This window comes from Alteromonas sp. C1M14 (assembly GCF_018860965.1).
In the GTDB taxonomy this organism is placed as follows: Bacteria; Pseudomonadota; Gammaproteobacteria; order Enterobacterales; family Alteromonadaceae; genus Alteromonas.
Map to the genome: position 1 here is coordinate 118,044 of NZ_JAHKQF010000005.1, position 25,323 is coordinate 143,366.

General features: G+C 46.3%; 24 protein-coding genes. 9 read left to right on the forward strand and 15 right to left on the reverse strand.

The window, feature by feature from the left end; all coding sequences use genetic code 11:
• Positions 1-38: 38 nt before the first annotated feature.
• Both KO501_RS04265 and KO501_RS04270 read left to right on the forward strand, forming a co-directional pair.
• Positions 39-467, forward strand: a complete 429-nt coding sequence (locus KO501_RS04265; RefSeq protein WP_216028413.1) for a CBS domain-containing protein — start codon at positions 39-41, stop codon at positions 465-467.
• 56 nt (positions 468-523) lie between these two features.
• On the forward strand, positions 524-1,135 hold the full coding sequence (locus KO501_RS04270; protein WP_216028414.1) for a TetR/AcrR family transcriptional regulator: 612 nt from the start codon (positions 524-526) through the stop codon (positions 1,133-1,135).
• A gap of 7 nt (positions 1,136-1,142) precedes the next feature.
• Here KO501_RS04270 and KO501_RS04275 read toward each other — a convergent pair whose 3' ends face one another.
• From KO501_RS04275 to asnS, 7 genes are all read right to left on the reverse strand, one after another.
• Entirely contained in the window at positions 1,143-4,301 is a 3,159-nt protein-coding gene (locus KO501_RS04275; protein ID WP_216028415.1) for an efflux RND transporter permease subunit, read from the reverse strand.
• 1 nt (position 4,302) lies between these two features.
• Entirely contained in the window at positions 4,303-5,454 is a 1,152-nt protein-coding gene (locus KO501_RS04280) for an efflux RND transporter periplasmic adaptor subunit (RefSeq protein WP_216028416.1), read from the reverse strand.
• 120 nt (positions 5,455-5,574) lie between these two features.
• Positions 5,575-6,663, reverse strand: a complete 1,089-nt coding sequence (locus tag KO501_RS04285) for a sensor domain-containing diguanylate cyclase (RefSeq protein WP_216028417.1) — start codon at positions 6,661-6,663, stop codon at positions 5,575-5,577.
• A gap of 12 nt (positions 6,664-6,675) precedes the next feature.
• Positions 6,676-7,254: an ABC-type transport auxiliary lipoprotein family protein gene (locus KO501_RS04290; RefSeq protein WP_216028418.1), complete on the reverse strand. Its 579-nt coding sequence runs from the start codon at positions 7,252-7,254 to the stop codon at positions 6,676-6,678.
• Entirely contained in the window at positions 7,244-8,896 is a 1,653-nt protein-coding gene (gene pqiB / locus KO501_RS04295) for an intermembrane transport protein PqiB (protein WP_216028419.1), read from the reverse strand. The genes KO501_RS04290 and pqiB overlap by 11 nt, the downstream gene beginning before the upstream one ends.
• Positions 8,893-9,969 carry a paraquat-inducible protein A gene (locus tag KO501_RS04300; RefSeq protein ID WP_354667809.1) on the reverse strand — a complete coding sequence of 359 codons (1,077 nt, stop codon included), beginning with the start codon at positions 9,967-9,969 and terminating at the stop codon, positions 8,893-8,895. The genes pqiB and KO501_RS04300 overlap by 4 nt, the downstream gene beginning before the upstream one ends.
• A gap of 190 nt (positions 9,970-10,159) precedes the next feature.
• Complete coding sequence (gene asnS / locus KO501_RS04305; protein ID WP_216028421.1) at positions 10,160-11,557, reverse strand: asparagine--tRNA ligase; 1,398 nt, start codon at positions 11,555-11,557, stop codon at positions 10,160-10,162.
• A 266-nt stretch (positions 11,558-11,823) separates the two neighbouring features.
• Between asnS and KO501_RS04310 the strand changes: the two genes are divergently transcribed.
• Positions 11,824-12,198, forward strand: a complete 375-nt coding sequence (locus KO501_RS04310; RefSeq protein ID WP_216028422.1) for a hypothetical protein — start codon at positions 11,824-11,826, stop codon at positions 12,196-12,198.
• Positions 12,199-12,216: 18 nt separating this feature from the next.
• On the opposite strand, the gene KO501_RS04315 is transcribed toward KO501_RS04310, so the two are convergent.
• From KO501_RS04315 to bioA, 5 genes are all read right to left on the reverse strand, one after another.
• Positions 12,217-13,188, reverse strand: a complete 972-nt coding sequence (locus KO501_RS04315; protein ID WP_216028423.1) for a calcium/sodium antiporter — start codon at positions 13,186-13,188, stop codon at positions 12,217-12,219.
• A gap of 169 nt (positions 13,189-13,357) precedes the next feature.
• Positions 13,358-13,876 (reverse strand): DNA starvation/stationary phase protection protein Dps, encoded by a 519-nt coding sequence (dps, locus tag KO501_RS04320; RefSeq protein WP_216028424.1) that lies wholly within the window; start codon positions 13,874-13,876, stop codon positions 13,358-13,360.
• Between the two features lie 245 nt (positions 13,877-14,121).
• Positions 14,122-14,388: a hypothetical protein gene (locus tag KO501_RS04325; RefSeq protein WP_216028425.1), complete on the reverse strand. Its 267-nt coding sequence runs from the start codon at positions 14,386-14,388 to the stop codon at positions 14,122-14,124.
• Positions 14,389-14,548: 160 nt separating this feature from the next.
• A complete protein-coding gene (locus tag KO501_RS04330) occupies positions 14,549-15,079 on the reverse strand; it encodes a DUF2937 family protein (protein ID WP_216028426.1) in 531 nt (176 codons plus the stop codon).
• 14 nt (positions 15,080-15,093) lie between these two features.
• Positions 15,094-16,425 (reverse strand): adenosylmethionine--8-amino-7-oxononanoate transaminase, encoded by a 1,332-nt coding sequence (bioA, locus tag KO501_RS04335; protein ID WP_216028427.1) that lies wholly within the window; start codon positions 16,423-16,425, stop codon positions 15,094-15,096.
• Between the two features lie 38 nt (positions 16,426-16,463).
• On the opposite strand from bioA, the gene bioB reads away from it, so the two are divergent.
• From bioB to bioD, 4 genes are read left to right on the forward strand one after another with little or no spacing between them, the layout of a single operon-like run.
• The gene (gene bioB / locus KO501_RS04340; RefSeq protein WP_216028428.1) at positions 16,464-17,564 is read left to right on the forward strand and encodes a biotin synthase BioB; all 1,101 of its coding nucleotides are present in this window, start codon (positions 16,464-16,466) and stop codon (positions 17,562-17,564) included.
• Positions 17,564-18,721, forward strand: a complete 1,158-nt coding sequence (gene bioF / locus KO501_RS04345; RefSeq protein WP_216028429.1) for an 8-amino-7-oxononanoate synthase — start codon at positions 17,564-17,566, stop codon at positions 18,719-18,721. The genes bioB and bioF overlap by 1 nt, the downstream gene beginning before the upstream one ends.
• Positions 18,718-19,512: a methyltransferase domain-containing protein gene (locus KO501_RS04350; RefSeq protein WP_216028430.1), complete on the forward strand. Its 795-nt coding sequence runs from the start codon at positions 18,718-18,720 to the stop codon at positions 19,510-19,512. Before bioF ends, KO501_RS04350 begins: the two co-directional genes overlap by 4 nt.
• 3 nt (positions 19,513-19,515) lie before the next feature.
• Entirely contained in the window at positions 19,516-20,190 is a 675-nt protein-coding gene (gene bioD / locus KO501_RS04355; RefSeq protein ID WP_216028431.1) for a dethiobiotin synthase, read from the forward strand.
• Here the strand turns inward: bioD and pepE are convergent.
• Complete coding sequence (pepE, locus tag KO501_RS04360) at positions 20,167-20,880, reverse strand: dipeptidase PepE (protein WP_216028432.1); 714 nt, start codon at positions 20,878-20,880, stop codon at positions 20,167-20,169. The two genes, bioD and pepE, sit on opposite strands and share 24 nt — an antisense overlap.
• A 96-nt stretch (positions 20,881-20,976) precedes the next feature.
• Between pepE and KO501_RS04365 the strand changes: the two genes are divergently transcribed.
• Positions 20,977-21,453: a low molecular weight protein-tyrosine-phosphatase gene (locus KO501_RS04365; RefSeq protein ID WP_216028433.1), complete on the forward strand. Its 477-nt coding sequence runs from the start codon at positions 20,977-20,979 to the stop codon at positions 21,451-21,453.
• 312 nt (positions 21,454-21,765) lie between these two features.
• Entirely contained in the window at positions 21,766-23,106 is a 1,341-nt protein-coding gene (locus KO501_RS04370) for a class II 3-deoxy-7-phosphoheptulonate synthase (protein WP_216028434.1), read from the forward strand.
• Between the two features lie 47 nt (positions 23,107-23,153).
• Here the strand turns inward: KO501_RS04370 and KO501_RS04375 are convergent, their stop codons facing one another.
• Positions 23,154-23,369 (reverse strand): DUF3820 family protein, encoded by a 216-nt coding sequence (locus KO501_RS04375; protein WP_216028478.1) that lies wholly within the window; start codon positions 23,367-23,369, stop codon positions 23,154-23,156.
• A gap of 5 nt (positions 23,370-23,374) precedes the next feature.
• Positions 23,375-25,162, reverse strand: coding sequence for an ABC transporter ATP-binding protein/permease (locus KO501_RS04380; RefSeq protein ID WP_216028435.1), 1,788 nt, complete (start codon positions 25,160-25,162; stop codon positions 23,375-23,377).
• Positions 25,163-25,323 lie beyond the last annotated feature (161 nt).

A 25,323-nucleotide genomic window follows, 5' to 3' on the forward strand; every position in this document is an offset into this window, starting at 1 on the left:
TAACCAGGGTAACTGTGTGGCATGCTAGGAAAGCATTTATGAGCGTCAACGAAATCATGAGCAAGCGTGTGGTCAGTGTTAGGATGGATGACAGCCTGCATACGTTAAAAGAACTTTTCGAAGCTACCGGCTTCCACCATCTTTTGGTGGTGGAGGGGAAAAAGTTAGTGGGTGTTATTTCAGATCGGGATTTATTGAAATCATTAAGCCCTTTTATCGATACACTTTCAGAACGCACCAAAGATAGAGCGACCTTAGAGCGTCGAGCTCACCAAATAATGAGCCGTGATATCGTTGCCATTAAAGAACACAGTAGTATTATCACTGCTATCGCCTTTTTCAATCGTCGCACCGTTTCCTGCTTACCTGTGATCAATCAGGCGGGTGAGCCTGTAGGAATACTCTCATGGCGGGATATTTTGCAGTATATGGAAGAGATGGTGCTGAAAAAGAAAACGCTCTCGTAAATATAATATTACCCGTTGAAGGTTTTCAATCGAAGCAGTATGGATTTGCATTACAGATGACAAACATTAGCCGAACGCGTACAGATATTAATCGAGATGCGATTTTATGTGCGGCCCGAAGTGCTTTTCAGACTTATGGCGTAACCGGTACCAGTATGGATAAGCTTGCGGAAATCGCTCAGTTATCTAAGCGCACGGTATATAATCACTTCGCGTCGAAAGAAGAAATTGTCATGCATCTTATTCGGGCTCTGTGGAGCAAAAGCATGGCTGCCGTGCCCGTTGTTTATAACGCCAATACCGACTTACATCAGCAGTTGTCTGAAATCTTACTTGCTGAAATTAATCTATTGACGACTAATGAATATCTGGCGCTGGCCCGGGTAGCCTTTGGGCACTTCTTTTATCATCCTGCAAAGTTAAAAGAAGAAATTGAGCACCTTAGTGCCCAAGAAACCGTTTTAAAACGTTGGTTGTTGGCCGCTACCAACGACGGGCGTTTACAGCTAACGGATATTTCTCGTGGCGTGACTATCTTAGCCAGTCAAATTAAAGGTCAGTGTTTTTGGCCGCAGATGATGCAAATTCAAGATCCCTTAAATGATAACGAGAAGCAGAAAATTGCCAACCAAACCGCGGCCGTGTTTTTAAGTTACTTTGCCAGCTAACTCACCGTTATTTACTTGCCGGTATCACCGTATTATCTGGTTTAGCCTTGCGTCGTAAACGGCCGATTGTGTGTCGAAAAACAAAAACGAAGCCGTTACCTATATCAATCAAGATCAGGTATAAACAGGGCACAAGCACTAACGTAACGATGGTGGCGTACAGTACGGCAAAGCCCAGCGCAATGGCCATAGGGATCACCAGTGATGCTTGCAAGCTCGTTTCGAACATAATAGGCAGTACACCGGCAAAGGTCGTAATAGAAGTTAGGGTTATGGCCCTAAAGCGCGCGGAACCGGCATCTTCCACAGCCTCTCGAGTACTGTATCCTTGGGCTCGGCGTTGATTAACGAAATCGGTCATCACCAGTGAATCGTTAATGACCACGCCGGCAGCGGCTATTAATCCGAAAAACGACATGGTACTTATATCGTAGCCCATGATGAAATGCCCAAATGCAGCACCGGTAAAACTAAAGGGGATCACTGACATAATGATCAAGGGTTGTCCGTAACTTTTAAGAGGGACAGCCAGTAGCACATACACCATGATCATGGCAGCAACGAAGAAGAACATTTGCTCGTTTTGTTGGGCCATTTGTTCTTCAATATCTCCACCAAGTTCTGTCATTACCGAGGGATATTGGGCTTTAAGCTCAGGCAGTAGGGTGTCTTTAATTTCATCGACAACAGTGCCAGGCTCTACTTTTTCTTCGTCAATATTGCCCCAGATGTAAACGCTGCGATAGCCTCCTTCTCGGCGTATATAGCTGATACCCGGTTTCTCTTCTAAATTCACCACATCGCCAAGCATAACCTCTTTACCGCCAGGGGTTTTTATCACGCTGTATTTTAGATCCGCCAACCGCTCTCGCGTAAAGGCGGGGTATCGCACCATTACTTTCACTTCTTCGCCGTTACGAATAACCCGTTGGGCTTCGCCACCATAAAAACTGGCGCCCACCTGGGCAGCCACATCTTGTAATGTGATCCCCAAATCATAGGCAACGGGTAACAAGGTCATTTGAATTTCTTTATTGGTTGGGTCAATGGTGGAGCTAATATCAAATAACCCATCCTTTTGTTGCAGCATGGCAATAAATGTACGTCCGGCGGCGTTCAATGTGTCCAAATCCGGCCCGAAAAGTAAAAAGCCAAATTCACCATCATCTCCATTACTGTTGATATCATCCAGTACCACGAAGGATTTCATCCCTGGGATTTCAGGAATGGCCTCCCGCCAGCGTCGGGCCAGTTCGAAGGTATCAAATACCCGTTTATCTTCATCCACAAGGGGGACAACGATTTTTCCACTGGTACGCTCTTCGTTAAAGGCAAGGACATCACGGATCATGCCATCACCACCAAACTCCCGTTTAATCTTGTCTTCTTCAGACAGGATCACGCTTTCGATGGTTTTGAGCGCATCGATAACCGCGGTATCAGAGACGTTTTCGTTCATCTCTATTTCAATGGAAGGAAAGTCGTGTGGTACTTTGGAATTTGGCACAATACGTACATGATCGCCAGCGACTAAGCCGCAAGCCAACATAAACATCGCCACAAATAGCATGAGCACCGCCCAGCGCCACTCAAGGGCCTTCTTAACCGTATTCCGATAGGGGCCATTTACAAATCCATTAAATCTACTGTTGAAGCGTGCACGCCAACTGTCCGGTTTTACGGGACTGAACCGAGTATGGGCAATGTGAGCAGGAAGAATAAGCTTAGATTCCACTAGGCTGAAAACCAAACAGCAGATAACCACAATAGAGATATTGTAGAAAAACGGGCCTTCCATTCCGCTACTCATAACAAAGGGAGCAAATACGGCAATGGTGGTTAATACGCCAAATGTTGCTGGCGTGGCGACCCGTTTAGCGCCACGAATGACATTGTCAACGCCACCCCCTTTACTTTCTATTTCTGTGTAGGCACTTTCGCCGATGACAATGGCATCATCCACCACGATCCCTAGCACCATAATAAAGGCAAACAAAGAAAGTAAATTAATACTGACACCGAAAATCGGCATCATCATGACCGCGCCTAAAAAGCAAATAGGTAAACCTAGCATTACCCAAAACGCCAGCCTGAAGCGTAAAAACAAGGTAAGCATCAAGGCCACCAAAAAAGCCCCCTGCAATAAGTTTTTAAGCATCATGTCTAATCGAGCATTGAGGTAGTACGTTAAGTCCACCATGGTTTCTAGGGAAACACCTTGGGGCAGTTCTTTGTTTTTGACTTCCATGTACGCTTTTACGGTTTCTGCCACAGGAATAATATTTTGCGATTTGGTGGCACGCACAGAAATGTAAATGGCATTATGGCCTGAGTACTTAAAGTATCGCTCACCTTCGGTAAATGCATCTTTGATGGTGGCAACGTCTCCTAATTTCACTTGGGAGCCGCCAGTGCCTATTTTCACCGGGATCGCCGCAAACTCGTCGCCGTTGTAATATTGATTTTCCACTCGCACTGAAATAATGCCTGAATGGGTACGCAATTGTCCGGCGGATATATTGGTGGAGTAGGCGCGAACGGCGGTGGCAACATCATTAATGGATAAGTTATATTTGCGCAGCATATCCGGTTGGATTTCGATGGCAATTTCGTCATCGGGGTAGCTCATTTCAACAATTGAAATGGTATCCAGTTGCAACAACTCGTCTTCTACTTCTTTGGCGATATCTTTTAATTGGCCTAAAGGAAGATCGCCTACCAGCGGGATCTCAATGACCTGTTGATTAAATTCTATCTGGGTAATATTAACCGGTTCCATGTCGGCAGGAAATGTGGCGATGCCATCCACTCTGGCTTTGATTTTATCCAGAACCTTTTGTAGATCTTCGTTTTCATCGATATCCAGATGAACATGGCCAGAGTTGCGAAAGGCACGAGATACAATTCGGTCGATTTCAGAAACATCTTTTAATGCCTCTTCAATTTTTATCAATATACCTTCTTCGATTTCTTGGGGAGATGCCCCAGGATAGCTAACATTAACGCGAACATAATTGGTTTCGATATTAGGAAACATTTGCCGCTGAACGGACGCGTAAGCAAACAGGCCCATAATAATGATAAAGCCCATAAGCAGATTGGCAGCCACGGTGTTACGGGCGAACCATGCAATAATTCCGCTGTGTGTATCGTGTTCTTGATGCATGTTAGCCTCTTTGATCAGCTAGGGTAGTTGCAACCAGTTTTGAATCGCCTGCAATCACTTTGACTTTCATGCCATCAAGAGGATAATCGGGAGGAGTCATGACTATTTTTCTGCCATTAATATCGCCCCGAATAAACATGTATGTCCCTTCTTCACGGATAACCTGAATCTCACTGGTCACCAAGTCGCCTTCTTCATCAAGCAACCAGATCTTTGAATTGTTCACCAGCTCTTGGGGTACACGAAAAACGTTTTCTAGGGTTTTTCCGGCAAATTTTATATTGGCGTAACTACCAAATTTCACCAAGGGTTTGCCAGAACGCATTCCGTAGGGGTCGTCAATACGTGCCACAAGGTGGCTCATTCGCGTAGCTTGATCAACCACCCCTAAATCTCGATTAATGGTGGCGGCAATGGCTCTGTTATCGACGGTAACCACCGCTGAGGTATGGGCGAGATTACTGGGCAGGAAATGCTGGTCAAAACCGGCCACCGGAAAATTGATTTCTGCGCTTTCAACGTTGTTGAGCGTCGCTGCAATGGTGCCGGTGGTCACAAAGTCGCCCGTTCCTATGTCTCGACTGATAATCAAAGCATCGTAGGGGGCGGTAATGGCACAATTATCTAAATCTCGCTGAGCGATACGTAACTGGGCCTCAGCCGACTTAACCGCTGCTTGGGCACTCATCACTTGTGGTTTACGTAAATAAAGGTCTGTGATGCGGTTTTGCGGCATACTTTCGGCTTCTTTTTTGGCCACTTCTGCTTGGGCTTGTTCTTGAATTAATTGGGCTTGGGCAGATGAAAGGTTTGCCTGAGCCTGCAACAGCGCTGCTTCATAGGCATCTTTCTCAATGGTGAAAAGTACGTCGCCCCGTTTTACGAGGCCGCCAGGCACAAAGTTTGGGTTCCAGGAAACCACTTCACCTGATACTTGAGCGGCTAAATTGGTACTTTCTAACGGAATGATTTCGCCGTACGAAGTAAGCGAAACAGTATAGTTAACGGGTTGGAGTTGTTGCACTGTAACCAGTGGCCGAGTATCAACCTCTTCTGCTTGAGTTTCTTCTTTACCTGCTGCGGCGATGACTTCCATGCCTGCATATCCGCATACTAAAACGACAAATGGGACTACGATTTTTTTCCATTGCATAGCGTTGCTTCTTCCGGTTTATCACACGGCATCATCATAAAGGGAAGGTTATGAAAAGTCTGATGTGATTTGTAACATTCTATTTATTATTATCGGTAACGCATTGCAGCAAATTTAATTTTATTGCTTACTGACTACCGTGTTCCGCCCGAGGTGCTTAGCCTCGTAAAGGGCATTATCAGCTAAAGTTAATGCTTGATCCAGTGACACATTTTCATTTATTTCACATACACCAAAGCTCGCGGTGATGGTGACTTCAACATCATTTAGCCAAAATGAGGTCTTAGATAAGGTAACCCGAAGTTTATTGGCCAAGTATACGCCGTCAGACTCAGTGGTTTCCGGCAGAATAATCAAAAATTCTTCGCCTCCCCAACGAGACACCATATCTTGCTGGCGAATATTTTGCCGTAACAAGGACGAGGTGCGCTCGAGTACAATATCGCCATGAGCATGTCCGTAGGTATCGTTAATTTGCTTGAAATGATCCACATCGGCAATGACTAATGTCATGGGTTTGCCACTGCGCTGGTGGCGCTTTAATTCGTGCACGAGCAATTGGTTAATACCGCGTCGGTTAGGCAGGTTGGTTAATGGGTCGTGCAAGGCCTGCTGTTCAAATTGTTCGCTAATGGTACGCATCATCTTGTATGTGCGCTGGCGGCTATATTCGTAGAAGGCAGAAAGAAATGACACGGTAATAAAAGAGTAGATTAGCCGAGTTTTGAATGCATGATCATACTCGGTAAATAATAAGGCATCGTTGGGAAACAGAAGAATAATGGCAATTAATAGGGTGAAACAAGTCATAATGATTATGCCTCGTTTAAAACCACCGAAAAACATGGCTACGGGCGGTAGGATATATATCCAAAGTGGCCCCGTGTTATTTACCCCGCCGGTGACAATCAGAAAGGTTTCAAGCATCATCAAACACGAAGTAAGTACATAAATAGCGATGACTTGGCCGTATTTATTGCGGTAGTGCGCTTGGATCTGCCCAGACAACATAAATAGAAATGAGGCGACCAATAAGCTTGCGCCCAATAACCAGGCAGCTGCGGCCATGGCAGACAACCCTAAAATCAGGGTAATGCTGAAACCTACCAACGAAAATAGATTCATCACTAAAATTCGACGATTCGTTTCTTCATCAAATTTTGGGTCACAACCACGATGTAATATCTTGGTAGCCGACAGTTTAAACATAGCTTACATTTCTCAGTTTTCTGTTTGCATGTCCTTTGCAATCGCCGTGGCAACATCAAGGGTTAGGGCTCGCATTTGTTCCACAGTACGAGCAAACCCATCAGCTTGTTGCGGGCGACGAAAATCAAAATTTTTGATTTGCGGGTTCTGATGCATATCATTCCACCAGTATTGACCCTTAATCATTACATTGCCATCAAATGTAGCCACAAAATCGTCAATTCTGATATGTAAGCTTATTACAGGGTACATTTCTGAATACATATCGTCGGGCATAACAAAAATCTGCCCCGCTTCCCACAGTGCATCTCGTAAGGCGTGGGCAAAGCCCGTGCTCATTGGCTCAGCCCAAACATGGTTTTGAGAAAAATAAAGGGTGGACGGGCCGGTTTGCATGGTAAGAGAGCGCTGTTCGAGGTAATCAGGTAACAGTATTTGTTGTATTTGCACGTAATGTTTTGCTGTTGTTATTGACGGTGCAACAGACGACGAAGGCGAATGTAAAACATAGTACTGCAAAGACACCGGCGATGAACTACAGCCAGCTAACAACGTAATGCAAAAAATAAGCGAAAGAGTTTTAATTGTCATGATGTTGGCCTTTTGCTGCTGCCCGTGGTTGCCGATCTTCGGTGCTGTTGTCTGAGAAAATTAACCCATTGGGTTTTTGGTTAAGCTGTAATAGCAGGGGCTGGATATTACGTAAGGTTTCTTGCATGGCATCCACCGTTTCTTTTATTTCGCCTTTGCTCAAGCCCCCTTCTGAGTAGTTTTTCACTAATGCAGACACATTGACTAATACGGCATTTAAATTCTCGTTTAGCGCTTTGGCATCGATATCAGCCATAAGAACATCAAAGTCGTTGCTGGCTGTTTCAACCCGATTAGCAGCCCCTTTAATGTCGGTGATAACGCTGGTTACGCTGGTAATGAGGTCATCAAGGGGCAAACTGTTGATCTTATCTAAGATTGCATCGGCTTTTTGGGTGATCTGAGTAAATTCATTGGAAACCGTCGGAATAACTTCAATTCCGTTAATCGAGGCCACTTGAGAGGGGAGGGCATTGTTATCGTGTTGTAGGTCGACAAAAAGGCCACCGGTGAGAACATTGCCCATGCGTAGGGTTGCTCTAAGATCTCGCTGTATCCACTGATGAATGGTGTCTTTTACAGCATCGAGGCTTTGTTGTGTGTCTTGCTGAGTGACTTTTCCTGGATAGATTCGAATGAGCACAGCGATGGGGTAGTTCTCATCTAGAATATTGCCGTTGATCAAATCGATTGGGTTGATTTTGGCCACTTCACCGACTTCGATGCCACGGTATTCTACCGGCGCGCCTTTGGTTAATCCTCGCACGGTTTCGTCAATTAGCAATAAATACTCTGCATAGAGTTTATAGCGGGCATTGGACGCTTCAATGTTGTCAGAAAAAATACTAAATGATGCATTTTCACCCACCGGCGAGCCAGAATCCGCCCCCGCAGGGATGCCAAAGGTTACTCCGTTAGCTAGCAAGGTTTCCAGCGAGCCGGTTTCCACTTTTACCCCGCTGGATTTTAAGTGTAGCTTTACGCCACTGACATTCCAAAAACGGGTATTTTGGGTAATCAGTTTGTGATAGGGCGCTTCAATAAAGGCACTGTAATAAACAACCCGTTCATCGATATTAAATTTCGCCTCTTCAAACTCACCCACTTTAAAGCCTTTATAGATGATGGGATCACCGGGCTTGTATGCAAATTTGTCATTACTTTTTAAGGTTACATGTAATCCGGGTGTGCCAGACGGTGTGACTGGAGGGCGTTCTAGGGCGGTAAAGTGAAACTGTTCCTGGCCGGTTGCATCGGCGGTCATGGCAATATAAGAGCCTGAGAGCAGGGTGTTTAGTCCCGATACCTCAGAAAAACTGATGCGCGGTGCAACCACCCAAAACTGGGTGTTTTCCGTAAGCAATCGCTCTGCACTGGCATCAATACGCGCGGTTACCAAAACGCCGTCTAGATCGGGCTTTAAGGCAATTTTTTTAACTTGCCCGATTTCTAAATCTCGTACTTTAATTGGGGTTTTATTTACCTCAATACCACTGGCCGATTTTAATTCCAGAGTAATGAGTGGACCCTGATTTTTCCATTGATACCACACCATCCAACCGCCAATGAGAATAGCAACAATGGGAATGATCCAAACTTTAGAGATATGTGTTGTTGATTTTATATTGGCCTCTAGGCTCATGTAATTTCTTTCCTGTTCTGCCAAATCAGGCGGTTATCAAATGTCATAGCCGCAACCATTGTCACAAACACAACCCCGCAGAATGCTAATGCGGCGGGGCCTGGGTGAATAGAGATGGTGTTCCCCAACTGGACTAATGCAACCAGTACGGCGACCACAAACACATCGATCATCGACCAGCGTCCAATCCCTTCTGTCAGCCTATATAGGCGGGTTCGTACCCGAGAACCCCGTTCAAGTCCTTTTTGAACGCTAAGATTCAACCACGTTAGAATGAGTATTTTTGCTACAGGAATCAATACGCTGGCAAAAATTATAATCATAGCAACGGGGTAATCCCCCGACTCCCATAAGGTAATTGCGCCGCCTACTATGGTACTTGGTTCGTCACGGCCAAATAACTGTGTATGCATGATGGGTAAAAGATTCGCTGGAATATAAAGCAAGGTAGCGGTGATCAGTAACGCCCAGGTGCGTTGAATACTTACCGTAATACTGCGCTCTGTGATGGGTTTAGGCGTAGGTACCTCACCATACAGCCAGTAGGCATAACGGTTAATATCAAAATGAATAACACACGCTGTCATGCAGGCTGAGAATGCCACAAACGCATAAAAAGACAGGCCAATGGTGATATCGGCCATAGAAGATATTTTAATTAAACTGACCAGCGTGCCGACTAAAAAAATTTCCGCCATGCTCCAAGGAAGCAGCAACTTTACCCAAAAAAAGACATGGGTTAAGAACCGGGGTTTCAGGTTCATTTTGCGAAAATGACTTAATACGATCATGCCCATTAGCACCATGCCGGGGAACACCAAGGTGGCCAGCCCCGTTATAATGGCAAGAGAAAGGTAATCTTGATTGAATAAGGCTGCAAAGCTATCTGGCAGGGCGATTTGATGTTGAATGCCGCTGCTTCTAAAAGACAGAAAGTTAAAGGGCAAAGAAAGCCCTAGAAATATTAACGCACTAATCGCCAGCGCCAGTACCGATTCATTCTGGTTTTTTCGGTAGGTCAGTAAAGTATGACCACAGGTCGGGCAAACGGCACGCTGTCGATGCGTTAACACAGGTACGTCCACCTTTGTTAAGCATTGTTCACATTGAATGGTAGTAAAAGCGACATCGTGCATAAATGGTTAAATTGATTCCGTGAATGGTCCAATGTACACAATCAGTAGTTGGGCTTCAATCTTTACCTAACGGGAATTCCGCTTTTGGGGGGCAACAAAAAAGCGGCTAAGTAGCCGCTTTTATTGATTAATAATTGGCGTTCCCTGGGGTGCGAGGGAAAGGGATAACATCACGGACGTTCTGCATGCCGGTGACGTATGCCACTAAGCGTTCGAAGCCCAAGCCAAATCCTGCATGGGGAACGGTGCCATAGCGGCGCAAATCTCGGTACCAGCTGTAGTCTTCTTTACTTAGGCCCATTTCTTCTAACCGGCGGTCGAAAACATCCAGTCGTTCTTCACGCTGAGAGCCGCCAATGATTTCGCCAATACCCGGCGCTAGAACATCCATGGCCGCCACGGTTTTTTCATCATCGTTAATGCGCATATAGAAGGCTTTAATGTCCTTCGGATAGTTCTGCATAATGATAGGCGCGCCAACGTGCTCTTCGGCAAGGTAACGTTCATGCTCTGAGGACAAGTCCACGCCCCATTCCACAGGAAACTCAAACTTTTTGCCGCTATTTTGTAAGATTTCAATGGCGTCGGTGTAATCCATGCGTACAAAGTCAGAGGAAACTAACGCTTCTAAACGATTGATGACATCTTTATTAATACGTTGGGCGAAAAACGCCATATCATCTGCCCGTTCTTCAAGTACAGCCTTACAAACATACTTAAGCATGTCTTCTGCTAATTGGGCAACATCGCTTAAGTCGGCAAAGGCGACTTCGGGCTCAATCATCCAGAATTCGGCTAAATGACGTGAAGTATTGCTGTTTTCCGCGCGAAACGTTGGGCCAAAGGTGTAAACTTTTGACATAGCTGCGCAGTAGGTTTCTACGTTAAGTTGGCCCGATACGGTTAAGTAGGTTTCTTTTCCGAAGAAATCCTCTTTGTAATCTACATCACCTTTGTCGGTGCGAGGTAAGTTCATCATATCCAAGGTGGATACCCGGAACATTTCGCCGGCACCTTCAGTATCGCTGGCAGTAAGGATAGGTGTGCTTATCCAAAAATAGCCATGCTCGTGGAAGAAGCGGTGAATTGCCTGTGACAAGCAGTTACGCACACGAGTAACCGCACCAATAACATTGGTACGCGGGCGAAGGTGAGCGTATTCACGTAAATATTCGATGGAATGACGTTTAGCAGCCATGGGATAAGTATCAGGATTCTCAACCCAGCCAAGAATCTCTACGGCGATGGCTTCTAATTCAACAGCCTGGCCTTGGCCTTGTGAAGGTTTGACTTTTCCTTCTACTGAAAGGGAACAGCCGGCAGTAAGGCGCTGGATATCTGCGTAATTTGACAGAGAATTTAACGCGATCACTTGAACGGGGTTAAAGCAACTACCATCGTGCAGAGCAATAAAAGAAAGTCCGGCTTTTGAGTCGCGGCGAGTACGCACCCAACCTTTGACCGTCACCGTTTCGCCAACTGCGTACTTACCATCAAGCACGTCGACAACGGGCGCATGCGTCATTTGAATGTCTCCATCTTACCTATTGAAATATTGTATGTTTTTTGAGTAATGTGAAAAAATAACTCAAAATTGCTAAAAGACACGTTAAGATTGCCGTTAATAGATTTACGCCACTGCCCATGGCAATACAAGGGGAAATCAGTGAAATTCCTCTTGCCGCAACGCAGTAGGTATCCAAAGTGTCTATTCGTATGTATAAACGAAGGGCTAGTATACTGATTCAGAAACGGGATACCAGCGAACTTTCTTTAACCAAGAGCATATTTATGGTGAATCCGGCAAATCAAGACAGGCGTCAAAAGCCCCGAGGAAAAGATGGGCTGTATCGTTTTATCGTGACGATTAATCTAACTTGCTGGCTGCTTTTGGTGTGTGCACTGGTGGTTTTTCATTTTGCTCGGCCAGATTTTGTCTCTGGTGTGCAAAACTATTGGGGGGTAGCAGGCAGAACAACGTGGTCGGCGCAGCACGTCAATGCATTGATATGGTTGCTGCAGATCAGCTTAGGTCTAACCTTATTTACCATGCTGATGCGGGCGCGACGCACCCGTCGCCAAGAAGACCATTACGGCATTAATCTATTTATACTGGCAGGCATTTCTGTCATTAGCTTGCTTACCCTAAACCTGAATGTGACCTAATGGGTAACCTCACAGAGTCTAACTAATAAAGGAAGATTGAATGAGGTACCAGGTGTATATCAGGTAACCTAGCACCAGCACACCGCCTTCTACGCGGTTTAGTCGGCCTTGTCTTTTTATACCAATACAAAATACGAACAGCGCCACCGAGGTGCCTACCATAATAAGCACATCACGATAGAAGAAACTCGGTTCCACTACCATAGGTTGGATAGTACCGGCAATGCCCACAACGGCAAGGGTATTGAACATGTTCGAGCCGATAACATTACCCAAGGCCATTTCGTGTTCGCCTTTTTTTACCGCCATCAAGGATGATGCTAATTCGGGTAGCGACGTACCCAAGGCGATAATGGTTAAACCGATAATGGTATCGCTAACGCCAAAGTGTGTGGCGACTTCTACGGCTCCCCATACTAAAATACGGGAACTGGCTACCAATAAAGCCAAGCCGGCTAATAACCAAATAATATTGGTTTTTACAGAGGTTTCTTCACTATTAATTTGTTCACTGTATTCAGCGGCAAGATTGTCCCCGTCGCCTTTTATGCCTGTCCATATGCTCCAGCCCATCAGTAAAATAAACAACCCTAATAATGAAAATGCATCGTCTTTTGACACATTTAAATCAATTAATTGCCAACTGGCGAAAAATGTCAGACCAAGCAGAATGGGGAGTTCTCGCTTAATAATATCCGAGCGCACAGCAATAGGACTGAACACAGCGGTTAAACCCAACACTAAGGCGATATTAGCAATGTTAGAGCCGTAAGCATTGCCCAGGGCTATGCCTGAATTGTCTTGAAGGGCGGCGAAAACCGAAACAATGATTTCCGGTGCTGATGTACCAAAGCCGATGATGAGCATACCAATGAGCAAGGGCGACAAGCCAAAGTGTTTGGCCAAACCTGCCGCGCCATCGACAAACTTTCCTGCACTCCATAATAAGACAGCTAATCCCGCGATGATGGCAATTGAAGCTAGGAGCATAGGGTTTCCTTAGATAGAGCAGTAATTTCTGGTGGCTAAATTACCATAAATCTGCACAGTTTTGATAGATAATTGCCCATAAGTAAAAGCGCCACAAAAGCCAATCATAAGCTTTTGTGGCGCTCCACCGTGTCCTGAGTTTTTACCGCAAGGCCTGCTTGCGATGCGACTACTTATCGTTTTTTAACGATCCTGACGCTGATTCAATGTGCGCTCTTACAAACCACTGGAATTGCTCTAATTCAGCCAATTGACCGGTGATCATATCTTCTGAAACCGCATCGATTTCTGAGAGGGTTTCAATGGCTTTACGGTGATCGCCATTGACACCATTGTAAACCGCATCAAGGGCTACAAGATGGTCAGTGACCATACCTTTACCAATGTTGTAGTCGTCCCAACTGCGGCCATCAACGATAGCCTTTGGCGTGCCTTTAGGTACGCCACCAAGGGTAGCAACTCGCTCAGCAATGGTATCTGTCATTGCACGTACCGCATCAACTTGTGGGTCCAGCATTTCATGAACACCAATAAAGTTAGGACCTACCACATTCCAGTGAATGTGTTTTAATGTCAATTGTAGGTCGAGCAGGGCGACCAAACGTTGTTCTAAAACCTGTACCGTTTTTTTTGCATCATCGCTACTTAGACCCGGAGCGGTGAATTCAGCCATAGTACTGTTGCTCATAATTCCTCCTAAGATTGTGAATATCTGCAGTCGTTAAAAAAACGACAATGTCAGTAGAGTAGAAGTTGCAACGGTTGTGCCAGCGGTTTTGTTGGGTGATTAAGTTATTATATATCAGTGGGTTGCGTGTTTTGTTTGAGCGAAGGTTAATGTAATTTGCGCCATCGTTTTAGGTAAAAATTGCAAAACCCTGTAATAAATATAGTGGGGTATCGGCAGCCCATGGTGGCGCTGCCAAACAACTATTAACGACTCAGCTTTTGATTAAAAGCGCGTAAGGCATTAACCAAGTTAGCCAATTCGTTAGCACTGCCTTCAAACATATTTGGCTTAGCAAACGCGGCGCCTTTTCTGGCCGTGTTAAAGGCTTGGCGAATATCAAAAGCGGACGTGCGCTCTACCAACCGATGCCATTCATCTTGCAGTGACGAAGGGATTGCATGCCGTTTGGCGAGGATATTGTCTCTTATTTGCAACAGTTGACCAATGAGTAACGTATTTTCATTCAACATAACAATCACCTATTTTCGGTTGTTGATTAGAAAAATCCTTTAATATCAGGTGCAAATCAAATGTTAGTGTCGGCGCCTAAGACATAGGATTGGTATCGTAATAGGAATGTTTGCAACTTGAATGCCAAACAGAAATCTCACGGCCACAAGGCTTCTCTGTTTAGCTAAATCGTAGCCGACCTTGGCGGTGTTTATGCCATTGGTACACTCGTTTGCAACCCCAAAAAGGCGAAGCCAACACGATGTTTAATAGCAGGGCTAACAGTAAGCTATAAAGTACCGAGGGGATGGTTAGCGGCAGTGCAGGGGTATAATTGTCCAGCACATTCGTCAGGGTTTGATAGCGCTTGGGTGAGAAAATATAGCTGACACGCTGAAAATAATGCCCGTGATTAAGGATGTTAAGCCCAGCCTGAGTATCACTGAGGGTGACAAGCAGTTGGGCTTTAGCTTGGGCATCTTGGCGTACAATAGCATCCCTATTGCCACTTAAATAGGCCACAAGTTCCTCGGCGGAGTCGAAGCCATATTGGGTAGCAAGGGCGTTTAATCCTTCCACTTGCTGATAGGTAGCGTCATAAAATCCAGTAAGATATTGGCGATAGTGGTCAATCAGCACGGGTATTTGTAAGCAGGCTACGAACAGAGCGGCAAAGAATAGTTTGTCGATGAACCGTGTAAGCCATTGCATGAAAAAACCTCGCGCTATAGGTTTGCCAAAATGTCATAAATGCCGGACGTTAGGGTGCTAAGTTGCTCTTGAGTAATAATGTAAGGGGGCATAATGTATACGAGCTTGCCAAAGGGCCTTATCCATATCCCTTTTTCTACGCATTGCTTTTGAATACGGCCCACATCCACAGCCGAGCGTGTTTCCACCACGCCAATGGCACCGAGTACTCGCACGTCCTGTACCGCCGATAAAGAGCGACAGACCGTCAATTCTGCTTTTAGTTGGGTTTCGATGGCGGCAACCTGATTGCGCCAGGCCCCTTGCCCAATAATGCTTAAACTGGCATTAGCCACGGCACAGGCTAGGGGATTACCCATAAAAGTAGGACCATGCATAAATACCCCAGGATCACCCTGGCACACTCCTTGAGCCACGTCTTCGGTACACAAGGTTGCCGCTAAAGTCATGTAGCCACCAGTGAGGGCTTTTCCTAAACACATAATGTCAGGACTGATTTGGGCATGGTCGCAACCGAATAATTTTCCCGTTCGACCAAACCCTGTGGCAATTTCGTCACAAATTAACAGGACATCATAAGCATCACACAGTTGGCGGCAGCGCTTTAAGTATTCAGGGTGATAAATTCGCATGCCTCCGGCACCTTGAACAACGGGCTCGATAATGAGGGCGGCTAATTCATGATGATGACGTTCGAATAGCTCTTGCAGCGGCAGAATGTCGTCTTCGCTAAAGGTTTGATCAAAACGGGTTTGCGGAGCCGGCGCAAATACCTGTTTATTTAGAACTCCGCTGAATAAACTGTGCATGCCATTGATAGGATCGCATACCGACATCGCTGCAAAAGTGTCACCGTGATACCCATTTCGAGGGGTGAGCACTTTGTGTTTTTCTTTACGCCCCTGACACGCCCAGTATTGCAGCGCCATCTTCAACGCCACTTCTACCGATACTGAACCCGAATCGGCCAGAAAAACACGATTTAGGCCTTCTGGCGCAATAGTTAATAAGGTGCGACAAAGTGACACCGCCGGTTCATGGGTTAGTCCCCCAAACATGACATGGGAAAAGGCATCCACTTGTTGTTTAGCGGCTTGATTAAGCACCGGATGATTGTATCCGTGAATGGCGGCCCACCAACTCGACATACCATCAATTAGGGTTTTGCCGTTTTTCAGTTCAATGGTAGCGCCCTTAGCACCGGTAACTTCATAACAGGGCAGCGGATCAATTGCAGAGGTATAGGGGTGCCAGATATGTTGGCGATCAAATTCGATATTGCTCAAAATATAACCATTAGTAAATGTTGAGAAGTGGTCAGGGTTGACAACTACGATGTCACGCATAGACTAAGCCAGTATTTATTAATAGTAAAGGATAGGGCATGACCATCGCTGCCAACGTACCACACCTCTCGGCGGATATTCGGCATAATTGGACTTCTGATGAAGTTCAGCAACTTTTTTCTATGCCATTCAACGATTTACTTTTTAAGGCGCAAACTGTTCATCGGCAGTATTTTGATCCAAATGAAGTGCAGGTAAGCACACTGTTATCGATTAAAACTGGCGCGTGTCCAGAAGACTGTAAATATTGCCCACAAAGTGCCCGTTACGATACAGGGCTAGAGAAAGAACGCTTACTGGAAATTGAAAAAGTAATAGAGCGGGCCAAAGAAGCAAAAGCCACAGGCTCCACCCGTTTTTGTATGGGGGCAGCTTGGCGTAACCCTCGTGAAAGGGATATGCCTTATGTCACCAAAATGGTTGAAGAAGTGAAAAAACTGGGGCTTGAAACCTGCATGACCCTGGGGATGCTTAGCCGTGAACAGGCCATTGCTCTTAAACAAGCGGGTTTAGATTATTACAATCACAACCTTGATACATCGCCGGAATTTTACGGCGATATTATTACTACCCGAACCTATGATGATCGCCTAAACACCTTACAAAACGTACGGGATGCCGGCATGAACGTATGCTCTGGTGGCATTGTGGGCATGGGCGAGTCTGCCTCTGATCGCGCGGGACTATTAATACAACTGGCGAATTTGCCTGAGCACCCTCAAAGTGTGCCTATCAATATGTTGGTAAAGGTAGAGGGAACGCCGTTAGATAATGTGGACGATCTTGAGCCTTTTGAGTTTATTCGTACCATTGCTATCGCCCGAATTATGATGCCTGCGTCACACGTTCGCCTTTCTGCTGGTCGTGAAAACATGAACGAACAGATGCAGGCACTGTGCTTTATGGCCGGCGCAAACTCTATTTTTTATGGCTGTAAATTACTGACTACCTCGAACCCCGATACTCACGAAGATGTATTGTTATTTAAAAAATTGGGGATCAATGCTGAACGCACCCGTGATTTTTCTGATGAAGCCCATGAACAAGCCTTACAGGAAGAAATCGCCGCCCAGCCTAGTGCTGCGGATTTGTTTTATGACGCCACAGCAACGAAAACGCCGTCAGTGACGGAGGTGTAATGGCATTTGATTTTATCAGTGCCAGGGTAGCGGAAAAAAGTGCCGCAGGTTACTTGCGTGCTCGCACCTGTGTCGAATACGAAAAAGACGGCATTATTTGTGTGGATGGTGCCCACTACCTCAATTTTGCCAGCAATGACTATTTGGGCATGCGACAACATGAAGGTGTGTTGCAAAGCTGGGTAGAAGGCTTAGCCCAATTTGGTGCTGGTAGTGGCGCTTCACCGCTGGTAACGGGCTATACCCAGGCTCATGCTGCGTTAGAAGGCTACCTTGAAAGCCATTTAAACCGCGACGCGGTGTTGTTGTTTAACTCGGGGTTTGCCGCTAATCAGGCCATTTGCCAGGCGTTATTAAAAGACAATACCCGGGTGCTCGCCGACAAATACATGCATGCCTCTTTTATTGATGGGGCGTTGGCTTCCCAAGCCCCTTTTCGCCGTTTTGCTCATAACGATATGTCACATCTTGCTACCTTGTTAGAAAAAGGGGAAGGCGACTGTTTAGTGGCAACCGAAGGGGTATTTAGTATGGACGGCGATGTGCCCCCAGTGTCCGAGTTGGTTTCATTGTGTCAAACGCACAACGCTTGGCTGATGCTAGACGATGCACACGGTTTTGGCGTGTTGGGCGAAAACGGGTTAGGCACAGCCGAGCTCGATGGACTGTCCCAGCATGCGTTACCTGTTCTTATGGGCACGTTTGGTAAAGCGGTAGGCACTGCCGGTGCGTTCGTTGCTGGTAGTCAGGCTTTTATTAATTATCTAATTAATGAGGCGCGGCATTATATTTATTCCACGGCCATGCCGGCGGCACAAGCCGTGGCCACCTTGTATTCTCTTACGGCCATCGCCGCCGGAGATGAAAGGCAAAAGCTGTTTGACAATATCGCTCTTTTTCGTCGGTTAATTAAAGACAGTGGGTTAACGGTAGCTGCATCTGACAGTGCCATACAGCCCGTACTAACCGACGGGCCAATGCAAGCCATGGCACTGTCGAAGGCCCTTCGGGAACGAGGCATTTGGGTACCGGCTATTCGTTATCCCACCGTACCTAAAGGCACCGACCGCCTGCGTATTACCTTAAGTGCCAGCCATAATGAGCAGGATATTCGCGCCTTGGTCGACGCATTACAATTAGCTCGAGATACCCTATGAACCTGCTTCAAGGTAGCCAACCCCAGGAGCATGATCATCGCCGACAAGCCATTGCAAAACGTTTTGGTCGGGCGGCACTAAGCTATGATGAAAATGCAACGGTACAATCGAAAATAGCCCAGCACACCCAGTCGTTAATGGTAAATTTGTGTGACCAACGCATTGTAGATATAGGTTGTGCCACCGGGCGTGAAACCGTAAAACTTGTCGCGGCCAACAATCAGGTGGTGGGGGTGGATATTTCCCCGGCCATGGTAAGCGCGGCAAGCCAGCGTTATCCGCAACTGACTTTTGTACAGGGTGATGCCGAGAGCTTGCCGTTTCCCGCCGGCTCCTTTCAATGTGTGTATTCTTCCATGGCTTTGCAATGGGTTGCCTCACCGGCTCAGGCGATCAGTGAAATTTCCCGAGTGTTAGGTGCCGGTGGAACGGCTCACCTTGCCATCATGGTTGCTGATTCTCTGCACGAGTTAGTGATAGCAAAGCAACGGGCCAATATGGCACCTACGGTGAATCAGCTGTTTACGCCGCAACAGTGGATGGCAGCGCTGCTAGCCTCGCCACTTGCCGTTCACTTTAATCAAGTGCGGCAATACGAAGATTATCATCGCAATATTCGCAGTTTGTTACGCTCCATCACAAAGGTAGGAGCCGGACTGTCGTTAGGGAACACCCAAAGCTCACCACTTCGTCGCCAGCAATTACAACAGTTAGAGCATGTTTTTGCCAAAGATGAACAGGGTAACTTAAAGGTGACCTACCAAGTTTTACATTTAATATTGGAAAAATAATTCATGGCCAGTTATTTCGTCACCGGTACCGATACTGAAATCGGTAAAACATTTGTGACATCTCAATTATTGCGCACTGGCGCAGACGCGGGTTTATCCACATTAGGCTATAAGCCAGTTTCTGCCGGTTGTGAGTTAATTGATGGGGTTTACAGTAATGAAGACGCCCGCGCCATTAAAGCAGCATCGTCTGTGTCTGCGCCTTTAGAGCAGATTAATCCCATTGCCTTATTGCCGCCCATTGCCCCTCATATTGCTGCACAACAAGCCGGCGTGACCATCACCGAAGACGCCATTGTTCAAGGTTATCAGCAATTGCAAACCTACCAGCCTGACTTATTGCTGATGGAAGGCGCGGGGGGCTGGAAGTTGCCTTTAGCCGAGAACCTGTGGATGCCTGAGGTTGTCAAAGCCTTGTCGTTAGAGGTGATCTTAGTGGTGGGCATGCGCTTAGGGTGCCTTAATCATGCACTGCTTACCGCCGATGCCATTTTACGTGATGGCTTGAAGCTAAAAGGCTGGGTGGCTAATCAGCTTGATCCGGCCATGCCGGTGTATACAGAAAACCTACAAACGCTAAAAAACAGTATGCCCGCGCCCTTATTAGCCGAGCTACCGTTTAATCCGTCGAAGGAAAGTCTGCAAGGACTTAGCTCACTGGTGCAAAAACTCGCTTAAATCGTCACCCTCGTGCATGTCCTTTTTATGCTCGCCCAAAAAAATCACACCGGACTTTCCTTTTAGCGATAAGGCATTGTCACTCAATAGCAGCGCACTGCCTTCACGAATTCCCAATACTGGGGTGAGGGGGTTTAATGCGGTGAATTCTGCTAACCGTTGATCGCGGGTTTCGCCATTAAACCCCGGCGGCTGATAATTAGAGTAGTGAGGGTTAATTTGGCACTGCACAAAGGCCAAGCTGTCGAAAGAGGGCGGTTGGGTAATGGGCATATCGTTAGTGGTACGTATTGTGGTGCCACAGATATTCGAACCGGCGCTCCAGCCAATATAAGGAAGCCCTTTGGCCACTGCCTGTTTGAGGGGGGCCATTAATTCAAATTGATACAAGGTGGCCAGCAGATTAAAGGTATTTCCTCCCCCCACTAATACAGCTTGTTTGTTTTCATAGGCAGCATGAATTGCTTGCACCGGATCACTTAATGTATGTAGCCCTGTTATCTTGCACTCAGGTAGCGCATGGCGCACTTTTTGTGTGTACTCATCCCAGCTGATGGTAACACCGGCGTATGGAACAAATAGAATGTCGCGAATAGTGCCTAAGTGTGTAAAAATGTGCGGCCTTCCGTGGGCAAGGTATTCTTCATCATCGGCTCGCGAGCTGCTGAGCATAAGAACATGTGCTGACATTGGGGCTCCGTAAATCAAAAAAGACACCTATAATACGCCATTGGATCGCCAATGTTTAGTCTGGGTGATTGTGTATATTGTTTATAAAGGTTAGCTATGACTAAAAAAACGTCAGTATTGTTTGTCTGTTTGGGCAACATTTGTCGTTCTCCCACTGCGGAAGCTGTATTTCGACATAAAGCGCTTGAGGCAGGTCTCGATATCGACATTGATTCGGTAGGCACCCACGGATACCACATTGGCAGTCCGCCGGATAAACGATCTCGGGCCACCGGAGAACAACGGGGATATTCTTTTGATGGTCTTAAATGTCGCCGTTTAGACGATGAAGATTTCGTCAAATTCGATTATATTCTAGCCATGGATAGCAGTAATTATGACAACCTGCTAAAGCTTTGCGAAGACGACGAAGCGAAGCATAAAATACGTTACTTCCTTGATTTTGCACAAGGCGATGAAAAAGAAGTGCCAGATCCTTATTACGGCGGTAAGCAAGGGTTTGAACTGGTGTTAGATCTTATCGAAAAAGCTTCGGACGGATTAATCAAACACTTACAGTCTCAGTCTACATAGGCAAGGGAACGTATAGGTAAACGGTTTGGCCGCAATTGAGTACAATTTAACAGCACGACCCTTGGGGACGGCTATTTTTGTGTTAATATTCACTTCGGTGTTTGAAGTGATACAACGAAGCAGAAATGCACTCTTATCGGCGCGGGCCATGAGTACTTAATCCAACCTTTCTAGGCCAGTCGTGACAACTTCCAACCAACACCCTACTTTTTATAGGCCTAGTGCCTTTGATACCAAGGAGATGGTGTCACTCAATCGTCCATGGGACATTTATCTGTACGGGCCATCGCTGTCAATTAATGAGGAGAAAGCGTGAACAACTGGCAACCCGACAGCTGGAGAAGTAAACCAATTCTGCAGCAACCTGAATACGACAATCAGGAACAAGTAAACGACGTTGAAAATAAGCTAAGTTCTTATCCACCTTTGGTATTTGCTGCGGAGACACGAGAGCTACGTAGACAACTTGGCGAAGTGTGCCAAGGTAAAGGCTTTTTGCTACAGGGTGGCGATTGTGCCGAGTCGTTTTCTGAATTTAACGCGCCAAAAATTCGCGACACCTTTAAAGTTTTGTTGCAAATGGCCATTGTGATGACCTTTGCTGGGCGTTGTCCAGTCACCAAAGTGGCGCGTATGGCAGGGCAGTATGCTAAGCCCCGTTCTTCAAATTTTGAAACCATTGATGGTGTGACCTTACCAAGCTACCGTGGCGATATTATCAATAGCTTTGAGTTTACCGAGCAAGCCCGTCGCCCTGATCCATCACGCCTGTTAGATGCTTACCATCGTAGTGCGTCCACCTTGAACTTATTACGGGCCTTTGCCCAAGGTGGATTAGCAGATCTAAACGAAGTGAATCGATGGAACATGGCGTTTGTTGAACACAACCCGTTAAAAGATCGCTACAAGGATATGGCCAGCCGTATTCAAGACGCCATCGAGTTTATGAAGGTTATCGGGCTAAATGCATTAAATACGCCAGCGCTCCATGAAACAACCTTGTTTACATCACATGAAGCCTTGTTACTGAATTACGAACAGGCTTTAACGCGCACAGACACCCTTACCGGTAAGCCTTATAACTGCTCTGCCCATATGGTGTGGATTGGTGAGCGGACCCGTCAATTGGATCATGCGCATATCGAATTTTTCCGTGGTATTCACAACCCCATCGGGGTAAAAGTGGGGCCGACCATGGATGAAGATGAACTGATCAATCTAGTTGATGTATTAAACCCATTAAATGATCCTGGCCGTCTTACCTTGATCACCCGAATGGGTGCCGATAAGTTAGAGAAAAACTTACCCCGTTTGCTGCGCCGCGTGAAAGCGGAAGGCCGAGAAGTGGTGTGGAGTTCTGATCCTATGCATGGCAACACATTTAAAGCATCTAGTGGCTATAAAACCCGTAACTTCGATGCCATTTTAAGTGAAATACGCCAGTTCTTTGCTGCCCATAAAGCAGAAGGCACCCATGCAGGTGGTGTGCATCTTGAAATGACCGGTCAACACGTCACCGAATGTACCGGTGGTGCGTATGCCATTTCAGATGATGATCTTAAACAAGCTTATAAAACCCAGTGTGATCCCCGTTTAAACGCCGATCAAGTACTGGAAATGGCCTTTCTTGTGGCCGATCATTTGCGCAAGTAAGTGTGACCTACCCAATACGCTGGTGATTTACATCGCCAGCGTATTGTTCAATCGTCTGTAAGTAACGGCGACGCAAGTGCTTCTAAACCATTCAATTTAATTTCATAAATCAATGCCAACTGTTTTCCTAACGTTCCCTGGGGAAAGCCTTGTTTGTTAAACCACACTAAATAAGGCTCTGGTAAATAAAATAGTTTTCGGCCAGCGTATTTGCCAAAGGGCATGGTGGTATTGACCGCTTTTTTTAATGCTGCGGGATCCATCATCGCTATTCCTTATTACTTTGTTGCATGTGCCACAGTTTTGCATAATCGCCATGGGTGGCAAGCAAGTCAGCGTGAGTACCTTGCTCGGTAATTTCACCGGCGTTCATTACCAGTATGTTGTCAGCGTCGGTAATGGTGGATAACCGATGCGCAATAACTAAGCTGGTATGGTTGGATGCTAGTGCCGTTAAGGCATGTAAGATTGCGTGTTCAGAGCCGCTATCTAATGACGAGGTAGCTTCGTCGAACACCAGTATGGGGGCGTTTTTTAACAGTGCCCGGGCAATGGCGACCCGCTGCTTCTCGCCACCGGATAGTTTTAATCCTCGCTCGCCCACGCGAGTATTGGCTTTGTCGGGTAATTGGGCAATAAACTCAGACAAGTGAGCCGTGTTAATGGCATTTTCGATGTCAGCATCGCTGGCATCAGGAGCGCCATAGCGAATATTTTCGTAAAGGGTATCGTTAAACAAGACGGTGTCTTGAGGCACAATGCCTAGCTGCTTTCGAACGGAAGCTTGATTTACCTGCGCTATGTTTGTACCGTCAATAAAAATGCTGCCTGCGGTGGTATCGTAAAAGCGAAATAACAATTTGATGATGGTGGACTTTCCTGCACCGCTGGCACCCACAATGGCGGTTTTTTTCCCTGCGGGCAGGGTAAAGTTTAATTTTTTCAAAATTGGGCGCTCGGCAGAGTAGCCAAAGCTAACATCACGAAATTCGATTTGTGCGCGGGTGACGGTTAGGTCAGGGGCTTGGGGATCATCTTGTACACTTGGCTTGGTGGCCAACAGGGTAAACATGTTATCGATATTGGCCATGGCGCCACGGATTTCTCTGTATACAAAACCAAGAAAGTTCAACGGCATGAATATTTGCATGGTAAAGGCATTAATGAGTACAAAATCACCAATGGTCATTTCGCCTTGGGCCACGCCGTTTGCAGCATTTGCCAACATGGCGGTCATGGCACTAGCGATAATAAAAGCCTGTCCCCCATTTAGGGCAAACAATGACAGCCTGTTTTTACGTCGGGCAACTTCCCATTGTGCTAACTCCTGATCGTACCGACCGGCCTCATATTGTTCGTTGTTAAAATATTTTACGGTTTCAAAATTCAGCAAGCTGTCTACTGCTCGTGAATGGGTTGTTGAATCGGCTTCGTTCATGGCTTTGACAAACCGTGTGCGCCAATTGGTGGTTTTCATCGAATACAGCACATACGCAATGACCGAGCAGAGTATAATGGCCGCATAAGACACGCCGTATTTTACCAGCAACAGCCCCACGACTACGGCAATTTCCAATAGAGTCGGGCCAATATTAAACACCAAAAAGCGCATCAAAAAACTGATGCCAGTGATACCCCGTTCTATATCTCGGGAAAGCCCGCCGGTTTGACGATTAAGGTGAAAGGTAAGATCTAAACTGTGCAGGTGATTAAAGACGTTTAAACCCATACGCCGCATCGCACGTTCTGTTACCCGGCCAAATAAGGTATCTCGAATTTCGCCGATGATCACGTTTAATAGCCGTAACGTGCCGTAGGCTACTATCAGGGCTACGGGTACAGCTACCAGGCCCGTTGAAGGGTCTTGGGTGTTAAGGTCATCGACCACGTGCTTAAGTACAAAGGGCAAGCCAATCCCCGCCATTTTTGCTAATACTAGGCAGCCTAGGGCAAATACAATTCGGGTTTTGAATTCCAATAAATAGGGCCATAACTGCCCTAGAGCGTGCCAGCGAACAGGGGTATCAGGTGGCACAGTAAAACGAGACGGTCTCATAAAGTGTGGTGCTGTATGCTTCAGTGTAAGCATGGTATCCTAATCAGGCAGTTAAACAAAATGACGTATTTGAAAGTTTGATCTGTTTTAACTGGTCTATGTCGTTATTATCGTTTTTCCTTTGGCATCGTTTTATTTTCAGTGTCACCAGATTGGAGTGT